Source organism: Haloarcula sp. CBA1127 (assembly GCF_001485575.1).
Classification (GTDB): domain Archaea; phylum Halobacteriota; class Halobacteria; order Halobacteriales; family Haloarculaceae; genus Haloarcula.
Window position 1 is genome coordinate 185634 of the sequence record NZ_BCNB01000001.1, and the last position, 22050, is coordinate 207683.

The window sequence follows — 22050 nt, forward strand, 5'->3', positions numbered from 1 at the left end:
GCTCAGAGGATGGTTCCGTGTTTCTTGTCCGGGAGGTCCTTTTCTACGGTTTCGTAGAACGCAAACCGGTTCACCAATTCCGTTCTGAGGTCGCTGGGCGGGACGATGTCGTCGACGACGACTTCGCTGGCCATTCGATGAATGTCGATATCCTCGCGATAGGCTTCGCGGAGTTCCTGCTCTTTTTGCTGTCGTTCGTCCTCGTCATCGATCTCGGAGAGCTTCCGGGCGTAAACAGCGTTGATAGCCGCTTCCGGCCCCATAATCGCTATTTCCCCGCTCGGAAGGCCGATCGTCGACTCGGGGTCGTACGCGGGACCGGACATCGCGTAGATGCCCGCGCCGTAGGCTTTCCTGATCACAACGGACTGCTTGGGCACTGTCGCCGAGGACGTGGCGTAGATCATCTTCTTGCCCTGTTCGAGGATACCCTCCTTCTCGACGCCTGACCCAGCCATGAACCCTGGCGTATCACAGAGATACAACAGCGGGACATTGTAGGCGTCACAGGTCCAGATGAACTGAGCGGCTTTCTCCGCCGCGTCTGGGAAGATGGCCCCCGCTCGCTGGGCTGGCTGATTGGCGATGACTCCAACCGGACGGCCGTCTATCCGGGCAAACGACGTGATGATCTCCTTGCCGTACTCGGGCCGGAGTTCGAGCGTCGATCCGGCATCGACGACCCGCTCGATCACGTCGAACATATCATAGCCCTTGTTGGGCTTCTCTGGGACGACGGAATCGATACCCTCCGGCGAGCGCTTCGGGGCTGTCCCGCTGGTCTGTGGTGGGTCTTCGTCGGCATTGTCGGGCAGATAGCCGATGAGTTTCGCGACGAGTTCGCGGGCGTGTTCCTCGTCGTCGGCGATGAGGTCCGCACTCCCGGAGTGCTGTGCGTGTACGTCAGGGCCGCCAAGCTCTTCGAGGCTGATCTCTTCGCCGGTGACCATTTCGACCATCCGGGGGCTGGCGATCGCCATTGCGCTCATATCCCGGACCATAACGGTGAAATCCGCGAAAACTGGCGTGTAGGCCGCGCCGGCGATACAGGGACCGTACAGCACACAGATCTGCGGGACTCGCCCAGAGAGCATCGAGTGGTTGTAGTAGAACTTCCCGATCCCTTCGCGGTTGGCGAAAAAGCCCGTCTGCTGGTCGATACGGCCGCCCGAGGAGTCCATCAGATACAGCACCGGTCGCCCGGTTTTCAGTGCCCGCTGTTGCATCCGGAGGAACTTCTCGACACCCTTTGCGGCCATGCTGCCGCGTTTGACCGTGTAATCGTTGGCCATGAAATGCAGGTCACGGCCCTCGAACTCCGCGGCCCCCGTGATGAGCCCGTCGGCCGGAAGCTGGTCGTCGGCGTCGAACTCCGCAAATTTCCCGTCCTCGAACAGGAAATCGTCACCGAACCACAGGTCGATACGGTCCCGGACAAACAGCTTGCCCTCCTCAGGTAACTGCTCTTTGTACTTTTCCGGCCCACCTTCGAGAATCTCTTCAATCTCCTCGCGCAGGGTCTCTTCGCGTTCAGTCGGGCCAAGGTCGTCGTCGATCGGTTCCGTGGATTCGTCTCGCCGATCGCCGTCATACGTGGCACTGCTGACCGATTTGCCGCTGTCGACAACGAGGGTAATGTCGTCCTCGAAGTGTGTCGCCAGCGCCTCGGCAATGGCCTGTGCTTCCGATTCGGTCGCGTCGTCTGAAATTCTGACTTGCATACTTATTCCTCCAGTACAACCAGGGTGTCACCCATGTCTACGGAATCGCCCTCTGCGACCGGGACGGACGCGACAGTGCCGCCTGTGGATGCCACCACGTCGTTTTCCATTTTCATCGCCTCAAGCACGCAAACGACATCGCCTGCAGCGATATCGTCACCGGGCGCGACTTCAGTCGAGAGAATGGTTCCCTGCATCTCGGCCGTAATCGCACCCGACGTGGTCACGTCCACCGTGCCGCCGCCGGATGAGCTGCCGCCCGAAGCGCCACTGCCGGAGCCACCACTGGCGTTGCCATCACGGGCTACGCGGGGCAGTCCGTCCGTAACGACGACATCGAAACGCTTCCCATCGACTTCGACAGCGATTTCATCCGTCGACGCTGCTGAGGCGTCGCCGCCGACCTCGTCGGTCCCCCATCGTGCAACAGCCTCGTCGAGGGCCTCGTTGGCGAGTTCCTGATCGAGGTATTTTGTCGTGTGCGTTCCGGCGCGGAAGGTGTCGTCATCAAGCATCAACCGATGGAACGGGATGGTCGTATGGACCCCTTCGACGGTGAAATGGTCGAGCGCACGCCTCGACCGGTCCAGACAGTGCTCTCGGTCCTCGCCAGCGACGATGAGCTTCGCGATCATCGAGTCGTAGTCGCCCCCGATATCGTCGCCCTGGGAGACTGCGTGGTCGAGCCGGACACCGATACTGCTTGGCGGCGCGTACGTCGTCAGCGGTCCCGGCGTCGGCGCGAAGTCCTCCGCCGGGTTCTCCGCGTTGATCCGGTACTCAACGGCGTGTCCGTCTATCGACACGTCGTCCTGTGTAAAGTCCAGTCGCTCGCCAGCGGCGACCCGGAGCTGCCAGCGAACGATATCGATCCCGGTCACTACTTCAGTGACGGTGTGTTCGACCTGGATTCGGGTGTTCACCTCCATGAAATAGAACTCCTCGTCTTCGACGAGGAACTCCACGGTCCCGGCGTTCGTGTACCCCGCTTCACTGACACCGCGTCTGGCGGCCGCCCCGATTTCCGTACGCAGTTCGGCATCGAGCGCCGGACTCGGGGCTTCCTCGATAACTTTCTGGTGGCGACGTTGTAGCGAGCAATCGCGCTCCCCAAGGTGGCGGACATTGCCGTGTTCGTCCGCAAGCACCTGCACTTCGACGTGTTTTGGGGCTTCGAGGTACTTCTCGACGTACACCGAGTCATTGCCGAAGTAGGCTTCACCCTCGCGCTTTGCGCTTTTGAGCGCCTCCGCAACTTCGGCCTCGCTCCGGACGATCTTCATGCCGCGACCGCCACCGCCGCCTTCAGCCTTGATCGCGATGGGGTAGCCGTACTCTGCGCCCAGTTCCCGTACTTCCTCTGGCTCGTCGACCAGATCCGTTGTGCCGGGGACGACTGGGACGCCAGCGTCCTGCATCACTGTCCGGGCTTTCGTCTTTTCGCCCAGCGTCTCCATCGCGTCGCTTGGCGGACCAACCCATGTGAGACCATCGGTCTCCTCAACGCGGGTAGCGAACTCGGCGTTTTCCGCGAGGAAACCGTACCCTGGGTGGATCGCATCGACCCCGGCCCGCTCAGCGACATCAAGGATAGCGGTCTGGTCGAGGTACGACTCGCTTGCAGGTGCCGGGCCGACATTGTATGCGTCGTCAGCATACTCGACGTGGCCGGCGTTGCGGTCGGCGTCGCTGTAGACGGCGACCGTTTCGATGCCCAGCTCCTCACACGCAGCCATCACACGAACCGCGATTTCGCCGCGGTTTGCGACAAGGACTTTCTCGAACATTAGTAGGATCGTGGGAAGCCGAGGTGCTGCCCGATATGGTTGTACGCCATCTGCTGGGAAACCGGGGCCAGCCGCGTCAGGTTGATTTCACGCCACCAGCGCTCGACGTCGTACTCCTTCGCGTAGCCCCAGCCGCCAAACGCCTGCATCGATTGTTTGACCGCTTCGATGCCAGCACTGACGGCCGTCGCCTTCGCGACGTTTGTCTCGTATCCACACTCTTCGCCCTGGTCGTAGAGCCATGACGCCTTCTCACGCATGAGCGCCGCCGTTTCCATGCGGGCGTACGCTTTTGTAATCGGGAACGAGACCGCCTGATGGCTCCCGACAGGCGCGCCAAACACCTCCCGGTCGCTAGCGTACTCGATAGCAGTGTCGGCGGCTAGCTTCCCGATACCGGTCCCGGCGGCGGCAAAGCCGATGCGTTCCGGGTTCAGCATATCGACCAGGGTCCACCAGCCGTCGTCTTCCTCGCCCAGCAGGTTCTCCTCGGGGACCCGAACGTCCTCGATGAAGACTTCACAGGACTTCGAATAGTTGATGCCGTGTTTGGGAATCGGAGACACGTCGATGTTGGGGTCGTCCATATCGACGATGAACAGGCTTATGCCGTCAGTCCCGCGCTCGACCTCGTCACGTGGGGTCGTGCGCGTGACGAGAATCATATTGTCGGCTCGGTCGGCAAAGGTAATCCAGGCCTTGTTCCCGTTCAGCACGTACTCATCGCCGTCTTTCTCGGCACGGGTTGCGACGTTCAGCGTATTTGTCCCGGCTTCGGGCTCTGTGATACCGATAGAGAAGTTTCGCTTGCCGTTGGCGATGTCCGGCAGATAGATCCGCTTCTGCGCCTCGGTCCCGTTCTCGCTGATACCGACAGCGGCCATGCCGGCGGTGAGCACCAGATACCAGGTGCCCGCCATGCCACAGCCTTCGGCACAGAGCGTCTCCATGACCAGCCCCATTTCCTGTATGCCCATCCCGGCCCCTTCGTACTCCGGCGGGACCAGCAGGCCGTGGAAGCCAGCTGCAGCCAGTTCGTCCCAGAACTCCTCTCCGAACTCGCCTGCTTCTTCTTTCTCGCGCCAGTACTCCGGTCCGTACTCGGCCGCCACGTCCGCTGCGGTCGACCGAATCATCGAGCGTTCCTCTGTAGCTTCGAAATTCATTGTGGTTGTGTATGCGTTGGCGTTCGTACTGCTTGATACCCTGTGTCAGGACTCGACTTCAGCTTCTGCTTCGGCGTCGTCGTGGAGCTCGGTTCGGCGGATCTTTCCAGTCACGGTCTTGGGCAGTTCCTCACGGAACTCGATTTCGCGCGGGTACTCGTGTGCTGAGAGTTCCTCCTTCACGTAGCTCTGGATGTCGTCTTTGAGGGGGTCAGACGGCTCCGCGTCCTCGCTCGGCACAACATAGGCCTTGACGATGTTCCCCCGCGCTTCGTGAGGTTTGGGCACGACGGCCGCCTCAGCGACCGCTTCGTGTTCCCCCAGCGAGCTCTCGACCTCGAACGGCCCGATGCGGTAGCCCGAAGAGAGGATCACGTCGTCTGCCCGTCCCTCGAACCAGAAATACCCGTCTTCGTCCTTGTGTGCCAGATCGCCCGAGAGATACCATTTCCCGTCTGGACCGTCGATGAACGCCCGCTGGGTTTTCTCGGGCTTGTTCCAGAACTCGGCGAAGAAACACGGGTACTCGCCCCGCTGTGCGATCTCGCCCGTTTCGCCGGGTTCCAAGACCTCACCGCTCTGTGGGTCAACGATATCCGCCTCGATTCCGGGGAGTGGCCTTCCCATTGACCCGGGTCTGAGTTCCATCGTTGGGTAGTTGTTGATAATCATGTTCCCGGTCTCAGTCTGCCCGTACGTATCGAGGATCGTGACACCGAGTTCGTCCTCTCCCCACTCGACGACGCCAGCACTGAGTGGTTCGCCGATAGAGAGCGCGTGCCGTAAATCGAGGTCGACATCGGCAAGCACGTCTTCGTTTTCCCGAAGCATCCGGTACGCTGTCGGAACCGAAAACAGGACGCTGATCGGGTATTCGTCGAGCAGGGCGGCCCATTCGTCGGTGTCGAACTCGCCCTCGTACGTGAACAGCGACGCACCCCAGAACCAGGCACCAAGTGTGTTGATTGCCCCGGTCAGCCAGCCGAGGTCGCCGGTCGACCAGTACAGGTCGCCGTCCTGAAGATCCACGGCGTATTTCTGCGTTGCCGCGACACCGGCGATCCAGCGCTGTTTGTGGAGGACGCCCTTTGCAAGCCCGGTCGTCCCCGAAGTGTAGTACAGCAGTGCATCGTCCTCCCCGCTGGTCTCGGCAACCTCGTAGGCAGTGCTCGCGCCGTCAAGCGCGGTATTGAAAACCACGTCATCGGCGGGTGCGCCGCCACCGCGGTCAACGGTAATCACGTGTTCGACCGCGGGCGCATCGTTCAGTGCGTCTTCGACCGTGTCCCGGTTGTCAGTCGTGGTGACGACGACCTTCGCGTCACAGTCGTCCAGACGGTACGAGATCCCATCGGGCCCGAACCGCTCGTTGACGCTCCCCCAGACAGCGCCGTGTTTGAGCGTTCCGACCAGCGCCACGTAGTGCTCGGGGATTCGAGGCATATACGAGAAGACCCGGTCGCCCTGCGCAACCCCGAGGTCGTCAAGGACGTTGGCAAACTGGCTTGAGCGGTCAGCAAGCTCCCAGAACGTCATTTTCGACAGCTCTCCGTCGGTCCCGACCTGATAGAGTGCGACCTGTCCCCGGTCGGTCGCGTGTCGGTCGGCAACTTCGTGCCCGATGTTCAGGTCGTTCGGTGCGTCCCAGTCCGCCGCCGCGTAGATATCGTCCCAGGAGAACTCGTTCCGCGCTGTGTCGTAATCCGGGAGGTTGTGGCTGGTGACCATACACCGCTCGGAATACCGGATTCCGGTATAACTGTATCGGTTATTTTTTGCAAAAAATATATTGTATGTATTTCATTTCTGTTTCCTATGTAGGTATTATTCGGACTCAGTAAGGTGAAAACAGATCTGATTACAACATATTTGAAGATATATACATTCGAGAGACATATTCAATCAGGCGATTCGTTTTCAGTCGTCTCTCCGGGAGCGGTGGCGAGTTCGTCCCACAGGACACGAGCTACGTCGCGGACGTCGTTCGGGAACGAATTCTCGAACGTGACTCGCGGCGCGATGTAGGTTTCCTTCCAGCGTGGGTCCCACGCTGCGTTCACGTACAGGCGCGACCCGGTCGCGTTGTCTTGTCGATAGTGAGGGCGTGTCGCTGCCGGTGCATCCGGTTCGCTGAACGTCCAGTCGCGGGCCGGGTGAGATTTCAGCCAGATATCGGCCAGAACGCGGCCGAAGTCCTGTGGCGGAACGTCTGCGTCGACGATGACGACTGTGTCGAAAAGCGACGAGAACGAAAAGAGGATATTCGCGAGTTGCCACTCGAAGCCGCCATAGAGCACGTCACTCGCCACGAAACAGATCCCGAGTTCAGCTTCTGCCGGCAACATAATCCATTCGACTGGCGAGATGCCCCAGTAGTTGTTGAGCCGATGATAGAGTGCTGCGGCGGTCGCGAGCCCCGTGAGACGGGTGTCATCCGCGAGTGGACGACCGACGGGAGAGATGGGGATGACCGGGTTTTCAGTAGTGCGGACGCGCTCTACCGACAGCGAGAGCGGGCCGCTCTCGACGACATACTCCCAGCCCTCTCGACGGTCGGAGCGGAAGTCCGGCTGGCGGTCCACGACCGTCGTCTCCATGACGACCTCCGTCGCACTCGGGACGAGTCCGCCGTTGGTCGGGACGAGCGGGATGGTTCCGGCCACCCCACAGGACTGGATCGGCGTAGCAGTTTGCTCGGTGACAGCGAGCAGGTATGCCGTCGTGATCGCCGCCGGTGGCACGCCGAGCGCTATCGCCATCGTCGTCCCTTCACCGACAAGCGACGACAGAGGGTCCGGAACACGCACTCTGAGCGTGTCGCCACCCACGACCGAGCCGTGAACCGGTGCCCAGTGTGTGCCGTCAGCGGTCGAGACCGAGGCGACGCCGAGCGTCACTGCAGGCCACGTATCGGTTTCGCCCTGCGGGAACTGCAGGTCCTGTGCGTCGATATCTGTCCCCGAGGCCGCCTGGCCCGTGTACGTCGGTTCCGGATTCTCGCCGACCGGGCCGAGAGTGCTGATTGTCTCTAGTAGCTCAACGAGCGTGGCTTCCGGATTGAGTCCGAGCCCGAGCGACAGCCGCGACCACGGTCTAGCCTCGCGCTGCTGGGTCTGGTCCGGGCCGCTGAACACACCGCTAACTAGATCAGTGCCGGCTGATCGCTGGAATCGAAGTGCCGGCCCACTCGCACGGAGCGCCTCCGCTGCAAGCACGTCAACCGGGACCTCGAACGGGCCGTCGAGTCGGACGAGGTCGTCGTCGCCGGCCAGTCCGCGGACGTACTGCGTGAACGGTATCACTGTGACTGTTCCTCCCGCTCATCGAGTTGGTCGAATCGTGCGGCGTCCAGTCCCGCTTCGACCAGCCGTTCCTGCGCTTGCTTCCGTGTTTCTGTGGTCGCCGTCGTCTCCGCCGCGTCACCGTCGGTCGTTGCGTCGATGTAGGCTTTGGCCGTCTTCGCCTTCGAAGTCCCCACATCCGCACTGCCCTTTTCGTCTGGCGTCTGGTAGATGTTGAGCGGGACTTTCGGCATCCGCTCGACACCGAACTGGTGGAAGTCGGCGTCCGGATCGGCCTCAAGTGCGATGGCCGTCAACACTGCCCGCGGGTCAAGTGGGTCGACAGCAGCGTCGACAAATACGAAGAAGTCGATGTGGAGCATCCCCCACGTCGTGAAGATAAAGTTCGCCAGTTCGTGGAGATATCCCGGATACGGTCGGTCCGTCGCGATGACCCAGACGGTGCGGGAGGTGAAACGCCACGGGACCGCCATCGAAACGTCGAATCCGGCGGCTCGGAGTCCAACGGTCGCGTCGGGGCCGGCTGCGACGAGTCGGAGTGTACTCGTCGAGTTCTGTCCGTATCCGACACCGCTCCCTTCGACGCAAAACGGTAGCCGCGGTTCGTGGCGGTGGGTGATCGCATCGACCTCGAACACCGGCATGGAGCGTCGCGGGCCGTTCATGTAGCCGAAGTAGTCGCCAAACGGTCCCTCATCAAGCCGGTCGTCGGGTCGAACGTGCCCTTCGAGAACTAGCTCGGCCGTCGCCGGGACGTACAAGTCATTGGTTTCGCACTGGACGAGGTCCACAGGCGCGTTTTTCAGGCCGCCCGCGAAGGCCGCTTCGCTCCGCCCTGTCGGAATCCACATATCCGCGGTACACTCGACAGTGGGTTCGGCACCGATGACGACCGCGACTGGCATCGGTTCGCCCCGGGGTTCGTAGTCGTAGTAGTAGCGGTTGGGAACCTGCTCACCGGCCAGTAACAGCAGACTGGCCTGGGAGCCGTCGTGGATCATCATGCGGTGGCTCGACCACGTCCCCCACTCCGTGTCGGGGTCCGGTGCGACGATGGTGTGGTGATTCGAGTACCGTCCCCCGTCGCCCTCGTGGATATATGGCCACGGGAACGACAGGAGGTCGACCTCGGTTCCCGTCCGCACTGTTTCTTTGCAGGGGGCCTCGTTGCTTGGGACAGTTCGGGGCGCTTTCGGCGCGTTGAGGCGATCGATCACTCGGTCGTAGTACGTACGGCCCGAAAGGCCAGTTGGGAGTCCCAGCGCGCGGGCGAAGTGATCCCAGGGGCGCGTCTGGGGGCCGCGGTACGGATCGCCAACCAGTTTCGACTCCGTCTCTAGCCCCGCGATGGACTCGAACACCGGAATCGGGCCGTCACGGATATTGGCAAGCATCGTCGCTGCACTTGCTTCGAGGTCCCACGACACCGGTTGGTCGAAGGACCGAAGCCAGCCAGTCGTGTCGAGCAAATCGAGGTACTCGCGGAGCGAATTGACTGCCATCAGTCACTCCTGTTTTTCGAGGACGCGCCTCAGTGGGTCGTCGTCGAGTTCGCGGCGGACCTCCGCGTAGGCGTCAAGCAGGGCCGGTCGTTCTGTGGCGAGGTGGTCGAACGCGATCTCGCGAAGCGCATCAGACGTTGACTCGTACTCGCCAGTCTCGACGAGATACTGCAAGAGAACCTTCAGATCGTCGGACCGGGTGTTGAGGATGTTCGACGCCGTCTCCTGTTCGGCCGCCAGATGGGTCACCAGCTCCTGATCGAGACCGGTCGCATCAGTCTCGTCGAGCAATTCGACGTATCTGGTCTCGCTGACGCTCTCGTGTGGTCCAGCGACGATTGTTAGCGGTTCCGGGTCAGTGAGCGCATCGGGCTCCTTGGCAATCCGAACGCGTGCCTCGAAAATGCGTTTCGTTTGGGCATCCGTGATCTGTAGTGTGGTTTCTGTCTGTGCTTCCTCGGGGAGATGGTCTGCTGACGTGATGTAGTGGCTCGACATTACCTGCCCTCAGTTGTTTTGCTGATGTTCTTAGCAAGCTCTTGTCCCAATGGCATATATGTACCGTCGTCAGTCCACCGTTTCACTGACCCGTACATCCCGGGCACAGTTTGTCGCTCGAATGGCCACCTGTGTGAACTGAAACGTACGGATCACCAGTGTCGAGAGCATATCAGGAAGTATGTGCTTATACAAGACAATATAATGTTTCCTTCAGTTATATATGCCACTTGATCGAAGCCAGAGTATGCACTGCCAATTGACGCGACTCAGCCGTTTTTCGCTTCGATAGATGAACGGATTGTTTCGCCGGTATCTGGTTGTCGTCGTCCGGTTTCTACCCTTTGCACTGGCATTTCTCCGTGACCGTCGGCGGTTCGTCCTGTTTGGCTCGCGGAGACAGGTTCCAGACGAGAAACATCGACAGCGAGCCGAGCAGATCCGGGATACGATGCTCGAACTCGGACCGGCATTCATCAAAGTGGGGCAAGTCCTCTCGACGCGCCCCGATATCGTTCCGCCGGTGTACGCCGACGTTTTCGGAACCCTTCAGGACGAAGTTCCAGAGGGAGCAGGGGGGGATCCAAAACACGTCGTTGCGGAAGAACTGGGCGACGAACTCGATCAGTCGACGCTCGAACCGGTCGCCGGCGGGTCGCTCGCGTACGTCTATACGGTAGACTATCGGGGTGAGCGAATCGCGCTGAAAGTTCGACGTCCCGAATTGAAACCCGTGATTACGCGTGACCTTCGGGTGGTCCGGGGGCTGATTCCGCTGATTCGCCCCTTCGCTACCGAACGCCAGCAGTATTCGATCGAAAACGCGGCTGACGATTTTGAGGACATCATCCTGAACGAGTTGGATTTCGACCGTGAAGCGACGATCATGGCCGATATCAGGGAGAACTTCGACGACGATGAGCGAGTCGTCATCCCTGCCATCTACGAAGACCTGTGCTCGGAACGTGTGTTAGCTATGGAGTATCTGACCGGTCGGAAAATAACCGACGACAGCGCCTTCGACGATGTCGACGTGACGCCACACGAGATGGCGACACGGATCATCAATGTGTACCTGGAGATGGGTCTCGTCGACGGCGTGTTCCACGCTGATCCCCACCCAGGCAACCTCGGTGTCACAGACGACGGCCGTCTGTTACTCTTCGATTTCGGGATGAGCGAACGCCTGCCACCGACGGTTCAGGACGATATCATCGCCCTCTATCGGGCACTCGTTCGCCGTGACGTGGACGATCTGGTTGACGCGCTCATTGCGCTCGATGTTCTCGAGCCACACGTCAACCGCGCCGAAGTCGGTCGGGTGCTCGAACTCGTCATCGAGAACCTCGAAGGCCGATCGGAGATCACCTGGCGACTTATCATTACGGAGTTGACGACGAACCTCCGTGCGTTCCCGTTTCGGATTCCGCCGGACGTGATGCTACTCATTCGGGTCGGGACTGTCGGTGAGGGCGTCTGTCGACAGCTCGATCCGGAGTTCGACTTCCTCGCCGCTGTTCGCTCGTTCCTCGTCGAACAGGGCCTCATCGAGAGTGAATTCGACGCAATCATCGAGGAAACGTGGACGGACGTGCGCCGGTCGCTTCCTGCGCTGGCACGGGTCCCGTCCCGGTTCGAGCGAACGTTGTCGCGGCTCGAACGTGGCGAACTGGTCGTCCGCACGGACTCAGTCGATGGACGCGGAACGGGTGAGCAGAATCTCGGATACGCGGTGGTCGCCGGAGCGCTCATTGTGGCAGCAGCGGTTCTGACGTTCCACGACCGCCCGTACGAGATTCCCGCGCTTGCCGGTGCAGCCAGCTTTCTCCTCGTCTATCTCATCAACATCGAGTCGTAACTCCTGACTCACCGAGTCTCCAGAAGAACGGACAGTGATCCGACCGAGGGTCGGAATGCAGGTGGCGAAACAGGTGTGGTCGGCTTATCCGGAATGGCTCGCGCAGTGCTCCGGTCATCAGGGAAAACCGAGCACGGACCTGTAGCAACCACAGCGGACGACCGATGCCGACCCTCACACCCGAAGTTTGACAACTTGGAGAAGTGAAATCCCAGAAGATGGTCGAAATTATTGACTCGCTCTTCCTTCGTTTCCTCGTTGCATTCGGTATTGGCGCTCTCATCGGACTGGAACGGGAACAGGCGAAATCTGGAGGTACGTTCGCGGGCAGCCGGACGTTTCCGATGTTTGCCCTCGTCGGCGCAACCGTCCAGGCGTTCTTTCCGGCTCTCTTGCCTGTCACTGTCCTCGCTATTGTAGTCCCTCTAACCGTCGCGTATGCCGGGAAAGTTCTAACTGAAGGGGATATCGGACTCACGACGGTGACCGCTGCCTTGCTCACTGTCTTCCTCGGTGCGTTGGCAGTGTCCTCCGAACGCGGGACGCTCTTCGCGATCATTCTCGGCGGGAGCGTCACTGTCCTCCTGTCTGCAAAACCGACGATCCACAGTTTCGTCGACCAGATCGACGAGCGGGAACGACGTGCCTCACTCAAATTCATCCTCGTCGTGTTGGTCGTGCTGCCAATCTTGCCTGATCGTGAACTCGATGCCCTGTACGGTCTCAATCCGCGATTCATCTGGCTGATGGTCGGCTTTGTCACCGGCCTGAGCTTCGTTGCCTACATCTTGAGCCGAGTTGTCGGAGCCAAACGGGGGATCGCCCTTACGGGAATCCTCGGCGGGTTCGTCTCTTCGACTGCGACGACGGTCTCGATGGCCGAGCGAATCAGTGAAACTCCGGATCTCTACAAGATCGGGTCGTTCTCGATTGTCGTCGCATCGATCGTCATGTTCCCGCGTGCACTCGTCGAAGTCGCCGTCGTCAACCCGGCCTTACTCCCTCGCGTCGTCGTTCCGCTCGGAGTGATGACTGGTGTCGGCGTGGGTATCGCCGGCGTCGTCTACTGGCAATCGACGACAGAGTCCGCGGTCGAGACCGATCTCAAGAACCCGTTTCGTCTCCGACCGGCACTGTTTTTCGGCGCTGTTTTCGCGATCGTGCTCCTCGTGTCCCAGTCCGCGAATACCTGGTTCGGCGATACGGGCATCTATGCAACTGCGTTTCTCTCAGGGCTCGCTGACGTCGATGCGATCACGCTCACGCTGAGCGCGCTCGAAGCGGACGGCGAGATATCGCCCGAAGTCGCGACTACCGGCATCGTCATCGGCGCTATCGCGAATACGCTCACGAAGGCCGGACTCGCGTGGCTATTGGGGACCGTCGACCTGGGCCGGCGAGTGACGGCCGCTCTTGGAATCGTCGCCGCCGCCGGCATCGCTGTCGTCGTCCTGTGATTGGCTGCGCCGAAGCCACGTCGGCCCCAAGAAAATGCGTCTGAAAGCCGTGAAGAAGCAGCCTGTGAACGTGCGAGTATCGAGAAGCTCCGGGAAGCTCTCAGAATAGGCTGGGACGTGAGCGATGGACTGACGAAACTCAGGCGTCGAAAAACTGGTCAGACTCGATTCGCGACAGTCGCATCGCGTTTCCGGTGACACCGAGGCTCATCCCCATGTCGCCGACCACGACCGCGAGTGCGACACTGACAAGCCCTAGTGGGACACCCAGTGCGAGCAGGAACTTCGCACCGAGGCTCACCCAGATGTTCTGCCGGATCACGCCGTTGGCGGTGTGTGACAGCTCGTACAGGTAGGGGAGCTTCCCGATGTCGTCGCCCATCAGTGCGATGTCCGCCGTTTCCAGCGCGGTGTCGGTGCCGGCAGCGCCCATCGCGATACCGACCTCCGCGGTGGCGAGCGCGGGCGCGTCGTTGATCCCGTCGCCGACCATCGCCACCTCGCCGTACTCCGCCTGCAACTCCTCGACTGCATCGACCTTCTCGTCCGGCAGGAGTTCGGCGCGGTACTCGTCGACGCCGACCGCATCGGCGATAGCGCGGGCGGTGCCCTCGTTGTCACCGGTCAGCATCACGACGCGCTCGACACCGAGTTCCTGTAAGCGCTGGACGGCCTGTTGCGAGGCGGGACGTACCTCGTCGGCGATGGCGATGGCGCCCAGCAGTTTCGACTCCGTCCCGATGATAACGACCGTCTTGCCCTCCCGCTCCAGTGCGGCGAGTGCGTCCTCGGCGAACGCCCCGGCGTCGGACACAGCCGTCTCGTCCGGCACGACGCCACCGTCAGACCGATGAGCTGACGAGCCTCCGGTGGCTCCACCCCCATCTGTCTCGCACCGAGTACGCGAGAGATCGAAGCCCAACTCCTCGAAGAGCGCGGGCTTGCCCGCGTAGTACGTCTCGCCGTCGATCTCCCCGGCGATGCCCTTCCCGGTGAGGCTCTCGAAGCCCGTCAGGCCAGGCAGGTCGTCAACACCCTCCTCGTTTGCACGGGCGAGGATCGCTGTGGCGATCGGATGCTCGCTGCGCCGCTCCAGTCCGGCGGCGTGACTGAGGAGCGTCGCCACGTCGGTGTCGCCGGCAGGAACGACGTCTGTGACGACGAGTTCGCCCTTCGTGAGCGTGCCCGTCTTGTCGACGGCGACGGCATCGACCCCGCCCATCGCTTCGAGGTAGTTGCCGCCCTTGATGAGGACGCCGTTCTTCGCGGCGCTGGTGATACCCGAGACCACCGAGACGGGCGTCGAGATAACGAACGCACAGGGACAGGCAATCACTAACAGCGTGAGCCCACGGATGAACCACGTCTGCCAGTCGCCGGTGAAGCTGATTCCGTACCCGGCCACGGTCACCGAGACTGGGTCGGCGATTACAAGTGGCGGGATGGCGGCGGTCAGAATCGCCAGCACGACGACGACTGGCGTGTAGTAGCCCGAGAACCGGTCGACGAACTGCTCTGTTTCGGTCTTTTTCGCTTGTGCGCCCTGTACCATCTCGATGATGCGCGAGAGCGTCGAATCGCCCGCCGTCGACGTGACTTCCACTTCGAGGTACCCCCCTTCGTTGATTGCGCCGGCGTACACTTCGTCGCCAGCGGCTTTGTCGACGGGAATACTCTCGCCGGTGATCGGTGACTGATCGACTGCGCTCTCGCCCTCAACGACGGTGCCGTCGAGCGGGATTTTGTCGCCGGGGCGGACAACCACTATCTCACCCACCTCCACCTCGTCGGCGGGTACGGTCATTTCCTCGCCACCGCGCATGACGGTGGCCTCATCCGGTGATAGCTCCATCAGCTCGCGCAGGGAGTCCCGTGCCCTGTCCATCGCGTAGTCTTCGAGCAGTTCTGCAATGCTGAACAGGACGGCAAGCGTCGCGGCCTCAACGAAGTAGCCGATGCCAGTCGCAGCGATGATGGCCGTCCCCATCAGCAGGTCGATGTCAAGACTCAGATTCTTCGCGGAGTAGTAGCCGCTACGGACGACGGGGACACCGCTGACGGCGACAGCCCCCAGAAACAGCACATCGGCGGCGTGCAGCGGATAGCTGAGGACACTTGCCACCGCGATGTTCTGTGCCGTCAGGAGAAATTTGAAGAAGAGACCGAGCATGACCAGCGCCGCGCCGATCCACGTCTTCTTCGCTCGCGGACTCGTCCAGACCTTCGACGGCGGTGCGATATCGGCACCGCCACCCGTCTCCGCTTGCTCGTCGGCGTCGGAGTCCGGGCCGCCGACGACCTTGTAGCCAGCAGCCTCAATCGCCGTGACCACGTCTGTCTCGCTGGTACGTCCAGAATCGTACGTGACAGTAGCCGTTCCGGTGGTCGGCTGGAGCGTGGCGTCGACAACACCGTCGACGCGTTGGAGGCTCTTATCTACCTTCTGAGCGCAGGAGGGACAATCCATCTCTGGGACTGTGAGGCGGACAGTCAGCTCCTGTTGCTGACCGCCATCACTCGCCTGCCCCGTCGGATCCGGATTCTCTGTCATCACTTCATGATAGGCGCGTGAGTTCGATAAGGCTTTGTTGGAATATTCCAATTCAGGGAATCAACGTGATACCGATGATTCCTCAATCACTCGCCTGCCCGCGACGTACTGCTTCGCCAGTTGTTCCTCAGCCCGACGCAGTCGGTAGGTGAGCGTCGACCGGGGGACATCGAGGTGCTCGGCTAACTCGCCGACATCGACCTCCCGAGGAGACTCGTAGTAACCGTGCTCGACGGCGGCCCGGAGTGCGGCCTCTTGCTCCGGCGATAAGGCACCGTGTGTCCCATCGAATTCTCGCATCGACGCCGTCGTGTCCGCAGTGCGGAGTATCTCCATCTGAGCACTTTCCCCGACGGCCCCCGCGAGGTCATCAAAGAACGCGGCCACGTCGCCCTCGCCGGAGTGAATGAGCCGCCACGTGTAATGACGGCCCTCGTGGCGCGTCTCGAACAGCACACCCTCGCCCAGGTGGTCTCGGGCGATGTGGGGAACTGAGGCACAGGCGGGGGTGCGTACCCAGTCGGAGTAGAGGACAAGCGTGTCGTCGGCGCGGTCGAGGACGCGAGTGGTCTGGGTGGCACCGCAGTCCTCGGTGGCGAGACAGTCGGCGTAGTAGTCACTGGTGAGAAAGGCGTCTTCGATGGCGTCGAGTGCCTCGGGAGTTCCGGTAGCGTGGTCGACGCGCCAGAGACGGTTAGCTGTGGCATGCAGCGACAGCGAGCGGACACGAGCCTCGGGGTGCTCGGCGAGGGCGTCTGCAACCCTGTTGGAGCCCGGCTCGTAGTCGAGGGCGAAAACGAGTTCGCGCATACGCATCGTAAGTACCGGTTCGATAAAACACGTCGGGACGATGCCATTCAGCGTTGACTTCGGGACGCTCCGCTCAGCGTTGACGACAGGCAGAGCACGTCATCGGTATCGGACAGGCCCCGCATTCGGTAGCTCTCAGTGGCTTGTCGCTCGCGGTCCGGAATTGCGTCGATAGTCTATTTTGCTCTCCGTCTAACAGCGGAACCAGTGGGGTGGCTAACAGCGGAACCAGTGGGGTTACGGGCTTTTTTTCAGGAGTTCTGACAACCCTGTTTTGATCGAGCTGATGGATTGCTCTAACTCGAATTCCTTGTACTTGCCACCGCCTTTCCCTCGGTTGTACTCCGCTGAGGACACAATGCCGAGTTGTGTGAGTTCACCGAGATAGTCACGGACCGAACGCTCTGAAACCGGGTCCAGTCCCTCATCACGTGCTAACTCCTGATACGCGCCCAGAATATCTCGTGTCCGGGCCGGGGTGTCATCGTCTTCGGCGAGCCCGGTGAGCGCATAGAGAACGAGTTGGCCGTGATCGGAGTAGTTACGGATACCTTCAACGACTTGGTCGGTTTGAAGCCGTTGCCGAGCTTCGCGTACGTGATGTTCCGTTACGAGTTCATCGTCGTACTCCCGAGCAAGGTCTCCGGCCTCAAGGAGGAGGTCCAGCGCCTGACGGGCGTCCCCGGAGTCTTTCGCGCCGTACGCAGCACACATTTCTATGACACCGTCATCGAGGACATCATCCTGAAACGCGACGGCCTCACGCTGTTTCAGAACGAGCTGAAGCTCGTTGGCGTTGTACGCCGAGAAGGACACTTCCTTTTCACAGAGACTCGACCGGACTTTCGAGGACAGTTGGTTGCGGAAATCGAGATCGTTTGAGATACCGATGACGCCCAGTTTCGCTTCGGAGATATCACCGTTCGATCTGGCACGGGGAAGCTTGTACAGCAGCGAATCGTCCTCAATGTGATCGACTTCGTCAAGAACGATGAGTACCGTGCCGCCCAGGTCATCGAGTGCGTCGAAGAGGAATTGATACACCGAAGCCTGTGGATATCCGGTGTTTGAGATTTGGTTCGCTGGGTCACGAAGTGTGTTGACGATTGCGACCGCGGCCTGATAGCTCGAATTGAGTCCATCGCAGTTGACTTCGACCGTACTGAGGTCCAGTCCGTCGACATCTGCTGCATCGCGTTCCAGAGCGGAGAGAAGGTATCGGGTGGCAGCAGTCTTCCCGACACCGCTTTTCCCGTACAAAAAGATGTTCGACGGAGTCTCGTTGTTGATGACTGGCTGGAGAGCAGCGTGATACTTCTGGAGCTCCTCGTCACGTCCGACGAGCTCCTCAGGAGTCCACTCTTCAAGTAGTGCCTCGCGCTGTTCGAATATTGTGGAGGTGGGCGAAAACGTAATATCGCTCATTTGTGTGTAGTTGCAACACGGAGTGTCTTAACCTTTGGTTCCGCTGCTTCCGCTGTTCGATTGAGTATATAAATGGTCGACCCCGCCACTTCCGCTGTTAGATGAGAGGAAACACCTAACTGACCACTCCCCCACCCCACCGCTTCCGCTGTTAGATGGGAAATGGGATAGCAATCCTCCTACTCCCCCACCCCACCACTTCCGCTGTTATATGAGAAATAGGATAGCGACCCTCCTACTCCCCCACCCCACTGCTTCCGCTGTTAGCGCGGTAGCAGAGAAGTGCCCTGTTCGAGGAACGGGATCGAGTAACTGCGAGTGGTTAGACAGCAGGGTTTCGCGGGATCTGTGGGGCGACACACCCACCCCACTACTTCCGCTGTTAGCTCGATAGAAAGGGGTGTACGGTGTAGGACCACGCTGTTTCTCCAGCCTGAATAGGTCGAGTATCTTGGGATACCTCTTTGACCTCTACCCCCACCCCACTGGTTCCGCTGTTAGGACTGAAAGTAGGTGGTGACCCATCCAGATCACAGCCTGAATATTTCTAGAGCTAGTGAATAACTTCAAGTGCCTCGGAAAGAAACCATAGCCGCAGGACGTTAACACAAAATAGCAAAGCACCCCCTCCCATGGGGGTGGTGCCGTCTATTTATCTCCTAACAGCGGAACCAGTGGGGTGGGGGTGTGGATCCATTCCTGTCAAAACTGCTGGGTGGCTACCGCTACTTTCAGTTGAGTAGAGACGGTTGTCTCTCACCGCGGCTCGAAGACGTGAACCGGCCAGTCGGTCTCGTAGTCAAGAGCGACCTCCTGCTCTGTGGCCGTCGGCTCACGCACCGTGAGTTCGACCGGGTCCCCGATGGTGACATCGGCGTAGTCGGCGGCGACGCGCCCAAGCAGGCGGCCACCGTCCGCGAGTTCCACGACGGCGACCGTGTAGGGCGCGTCCGCTTCGAAGGCCGGCGGCGGCGTGTGGACCGCCGTGTACGAGAAGATCTGGCCCTCGGGGGACTGTGGTTCGACGTCGACATCGCGACTGCCACAGGCGTAGCAGGCCGGTCGTGGCGGCAATAGAACCTGTCCACAGTCCGCACAGACCCCGCCCAGGAGTTCGCCAGTGGCGAGCGCATCGAAGAAGCCCGGCAGCGTCCGCGGGTCGGTCGCATCGAGGCCGCCGTCAGTCATGCTGTCTCGGCTGGCATCGAGGTTGCCGGTCATGGTGCCTCCGCCGTCGTGAGCACGTGACCAACGGTAACCGCATCCCCAACGCCCCCTTCGTTGAGCAACAGGGCCGTCTCAGCACCCTCGACGGCCCGGTCGCCCGCAACGCCCGTGAGCTGTTCGTAGGCTTCAAGCGCCTGCAGGAGCCCGGTTGCACCGATAGGGTGACCGCGGGCCTTCAGTCCCCCACTCGGGCTCAACTGCACGTCCGTCCAGCCGTCAGCTCGCTCCGCTGGTGACAGGTAGCTCTGATAGCCCGTTCCTGCGGGAGCGAAGCCGGCGGCCTCCGCGAGCAACGCCTCGCAAACGGTGAAAGCGTCGTGGACCTCCGCGATGTCGACGGCCGCGGCGTCGATGCCTGCTTCCTCGTAAGCCGTCTCGGTAGCAACGCGAGCGCCCGCGATGTCGGTCATATCCCGCTCAGCGACCGCGATGTTGTTCGCAGAAGCCCCAGTGCCCGCGACGCGCACCTGTGGTTGGTCAAGCTCGGCCGCCATCTCGGCGGTCGTCACGAGGACGGCGGCGGCACCGTCTCCGACCGGCGCACAGTCGTAGAGCTTCAGCGGCGGGGCAACGGGGTCCGATTCCAGCACGGTCGCCACGTCGATCTCCTTCGGAAACTGCGCCCGGGGGTTGCGAGCGGCGTTGGCGTGGTTCTTCACTGCAATCTCGGCAAGGTCCCGTTCTGTGGCGTCGGTCTCGTGGAGGTAGCGCTGACCGAGCAGTGCGTACTGGCTGGGTGCGGTGATGCCGGACCGCTGCTCGATGGCGCGGTCGAACGCCGCCGAGAGCGCGTCCGTCGCGCCGCTGGTGCCCGCGGACGTCATCTTCTCGACGCCGCACGCGAGCACTGCCTCGTGTTCGCCGTTGCGGACGTCCTTGACTGCGTGCCGCAGCGCGAGCGCGCCCGCGGCGGCACACCCCTCGACTCGCTCTGCGGGGACGTGGCGGAGGCCGGCCCACTCGGCCAGCAGCGTCCCCTGCATAATCTGGTGTTCGTAGGTCTCCGACTGGTTGCCGACGTACACCGCTTCGACGATGTCGGCAGGGTCGGGCAGGTCGTCGAACGCCTCCGCAAGCGCGACCGAAAACAGGTCACGGCCCGGGAGGTCTGTTCGGCCGAGTGGTGAGGCACCGACCGATGCGATAACTGGCTCTGGCATCTGTACCTCCCATATCTCTGCGGGCCTAGTTAGTCATTCCTATTTTCTCGATAGTTGAAATATTGGACCGTCGAACCCCGTACATAGCATCGCAGGTGCCACCGTGATCGCCCGTTGTGATCTAATCCACTCCCGAATCGGCCACCGGATCGGCTATCGTGTCGCGGTGTCTGGTGTCCGTGAAGTTGAGACTACAGCGGGTTTCGCGGAGCTGTGATGCGTGGTTTCGGCCGCTCCAGTGAACGGAAACTGACTCAGATTGCTCTCCAAACGCCCAATCATGTTGAACCACCAACTATACACGCGAATTTTGACGACTTCCGGCAGCGTAGCCACTCAAAGTCGCTCAATTACGGGGAGAAGACCCTCTCTACCCGATTCCAGTTTCCTTCTTCAACAGCGTTAGCGTATTGTCCGCTGTCACAATTGGTGGGTGTTCATACTCACCGGTCAACTCTACCTGCACGAGCAGATCAACCGCTCGCCAAAACGATGCGGCCGATGTGGTCCGTAATCGATCCCGTATTGTTGAGGATGGTTTGATCGTCTGTGTCTGAGTTGTCCGCTTCGTCGTCCTCTGACAGGAAGTTCCGTTCTGGTTCGCGCGGAACAGCAACACCTGCGTTCTGGGCTTTAATCAGAATTATCCGCGCAGCTGCCTCAATCGTCTCACGAAGCTCTGGATTCGTCTAACTGGTGATAGAGAAAACACATACAGCTCTCAATATCGCTAAGCAATATGAGTGGACAGTAGTCAGTACAGGGTTAGCAGATACTACTGTAGAGGGGGCCATCGAACGTCCCATCGGAGCTGACCGGCACGTGAATATCACCATAACACGCATCGTTGGAAAACGTGTCACGTGCCGTCACATTTCGGGCTGTGACGATTACCTCGAAGGACTCGATGCCATCGGTGTCAGCGCTACTGATATTGTATGCGGTCCGGCGTGACTCAGGTGACAGAGTGTAGCTCTCGTTGTGGACAGTCTCGTCCGTTGCAAGCCGGATGATACGGAGCTGTACGTCGACGCTCTGGTTCCAGTCATTTATCAGTCGCACCTCTTTGTTCTCAGCTGCGACCACACCGGTGGCAGTACCGGGAGATTGGGAAGTGGACGCTGGTGTTGAGGTGGCAGTACCGGGAGATCGGGAAGTGGGCGTTGGTGTTGAGATGTCAGTACCGCCAGATTGGGAAGTGGACGCCGGTGTTGAGATGTCAGTACCGGCTTCCGGGGCAATACAGCCGGCCAAGAGTATCATGGCTACCAGTCCCATGACTTGCCAGTTTATTGGAGGGCGCATCGTCTACGATTGGCCAAGCAACACATGAAAGCTTTGGGCACGCCTTGCGGCCACTCTCTCGTTGTAGAAACATTCTGTCGATGAAATAGTCGCCCTCACGCAAACGGATGAAAACACCGTGACAGTCGCAGAGGAACTCGGCTTCTCGGCCGGAAAAGCTACCACACGGTACAGATGACGCCGCCGCTCTAGCGGAGGTCAGGCCGACTTTGACCTCGCACTAAACAGCTGATTCAGCAGGAGAGAGCCGGAAGCAACGACGGCAATGTAATAGTGCCTCA

General features: G+C 60.7%; 15 protein-coding genes and 1 pseudogene. 2 read left to right on the forward strand and 14 right to left on the reverse strand.

Going from position 1 to position 22050, the window contains the following annotated elements:
- Positions 1-2 precede the first annotated feature (2 nt).
- From AV059_RS00830 to AV059_RS00860, 7 genes are all read right to left on the reverse strand, one after another.
- Positions 3-1721: an acyl-CoA carboxylase subunit beta gene (locus AV059_RS00830; RefSeq protein WP_058991460.1), complete on the reverse strand. Its 1719-nt coding sequence runs from the start codon at positions 1719-1721 to the stop codon at positions 3-5.
- Between the two features lie 2 nt (positions 1722-1723).
- Positions 1724-3508, reverse strand: coding sequence for an acetyl-CoA carboxylase biotin carboxylase subunit (locus AV059_RS00835; protein ID WP_058991461.1), 1785 nt, complete (start codon positions 3506-3508; stop codon positions 1724-1726).
- Positions 3508-4674 (reverse strand): acyl-CoA dehydrogenase family protein, encoded by a 1167-nt coding sequence (locus AV059_RS00840; RefSeq protein WP_058991462.1) that lies wholly within the window; start codon positions 4672-4674, stop codon positions 3508-3510. The genes AV059_RS00835 and AV059_RS00840 overlap by 1 nt, the downstream gene beginning before the upstream one ends.
- Before the next feature lie 45 nt (positions 4675-4719).
- On the reverse strand, positions 4720-6402 hold the full coding sequence (locus AV059_RS00845; protein WP_058991463.1) for an acyl-CoA synthetase: 1683 nt from the start codon (positions 6400-6402) through the stop codon (positions 4720-4722).
- Between the two features lie 170 nt (positions 6403-6572).
- Positions 6573-7976 (reverse strand): UbiD family decarboxylase domain-containing protein, encoded by a 1404-nt coding sequence (locus tag AV059_RS00850; RefSeq protein ID WP_058991464.1) that lies wholly within the window; start codon positions 7974-7976, stop codon positions 6573-6575.
- Positions 7973-9478 (reverse strand): UbiD family decarboxylase, encoded by a 1506-nt coding sequence (locus AV059_RS00855; protein WP_058991465.1) that lies wholly within the window; start codon positions 9476-9478, stop codon positions 7973-7975. The genes AV059_RS00850 and AV059_RS00855 overlap by 4 nt, the downstream gene beginning before the upstream one ends.
- A 3-nt stretch (positions 9479-9481) precedes the next feature.
- Positions 9482-9976 carry a hypothetical protein gene (locus AV059_RS00860; RefSeq protein ID WP_058991466.1) on the reverse strand — a complete coding sequence of 165 codons (495 nt, stop codon included), beginning with the start codon at positions 9974-9976 and terminating at the stop codon, positions 9482-9484.
- A gap of 292 nt (positions 9977-10268) precedes the next feature.
- Here AV059_RS00860 and AV059_RS00865 point away from each other — a divergent pair, with 292 nt between their 5' ends.
- Together AV059_RS00865 and AV059_RS00870 are read left to right on the forward strand one after the other, a co-directional pair.
- Positions 10269-11834, forward strand: coding sequence for an AarF/ABC1/UbiB kinase family protein (locus AV059_RS00865; RefSeq protein ID WP_058991467.1), 1566 nt, complete (start codon positions 10269-10271; stop codon positions 11832-11834).
- Positions 11835-12052: 218 nt separating this feature from the next.
- On the forward strand, positions 12053-13291 hold the full coding sequence (locus AV059_RS00870) for an MgtC/SapB family protein (RefSeq protein WP_058991468.1): 1239 nt from the start codon (positions 12053-12055) through the stop codon (positions 13289-13291).
- 139 nt (positions 13292-13430) lie between these two features.
- Here the strand turns inward: AV059_RS00870 and AV059_RS00875 are convergent, their stop codons facing one another.
- The 7 genes and pseudogenes from AV059_RS00875 to AV059_RS00900 form a co-directional block, all read right to left on the reverse strand.
- Positions 13431-15842 carry a cation-translocating P-type ATPase gene (locus AV059_RS00875; protein ID WP_058991469.1) on the reverse strand — a complete coding sequence of 804 codons (2412 nt, stop codon included), beginning with the start codon at positions 15840-15842 and terminating at the stop codon, positions 13431-13433.
- 60 nt (positions 15843-15902) lie between these two features.
- Positions 15903-16652 (reverse strand): helix-turn-helix domain-containing protein, encoded by a 750-nt coding sequence (locus AV059_RS00880; protein ID WP_058991470.1) that lies wholly within the window; start codon positions 16650-16652, stop codon positions 15903-15905.
- 237 nt (positions 16653-16889) lie between these two features.
- The gene (locus AV059_RS00885; RefSeq protein WP_050036536.1) at positions 16890-18077 is read right to left on the reverse strand and encodes an orc1/cdc6 family replication initiation protein; all 1188 of its coding nucleotides are present in this window, start codon (positions 18075-18077) and stop codon (positions 16890-16892) included.
- 756 nt (positions 18078-18833) lie between these two features.
- Positions 18834-19265 (reverse strand): Zn-ribbon domain-containing OB-fold protein, encoded by a 432-nt coding sequence (locus tag AV059_RS00890; protein WP_058991516.1) that lies wholly within the window; start codon positions 19263-19265, stop codon positions 18834-18836.
- A gap of 29 nt (positions 19266-19294) precedes the next feature.
- Positions 19295-20464, reverse strand: coding sequence for a beta-ketoacyl synthase N-terminal-like domain-containing protein (locus AV059_RS00895; protein WP_058991471.1), 1170 nt, complete (start codon positions 20462-20464; stop codon positions 19295-19297).
- 370 nt (positions 20465-20834) lie between these two features.
- Positions 20835-20957 (reverse strand): annotated as a pseudogene (locus AV059_RS23110) (transposase); the annotation flags it as partial.
- A gap of 272 nt (positions 20958-21229) precedes the next feature.
- The gene (locus AV059_RS00900) at positions 21230-21550 is read right to left on the reverse strand and encodes a hypothetical protein (RefSeq protein ID WP_058991472.1); all 321 of its coding nucleotides are present in this window, start codon (positions 21548-21550) and stop codon (positions 21230-21232) included.
- Positions 21551-22050: the final 500 nt, after the last annotated feature.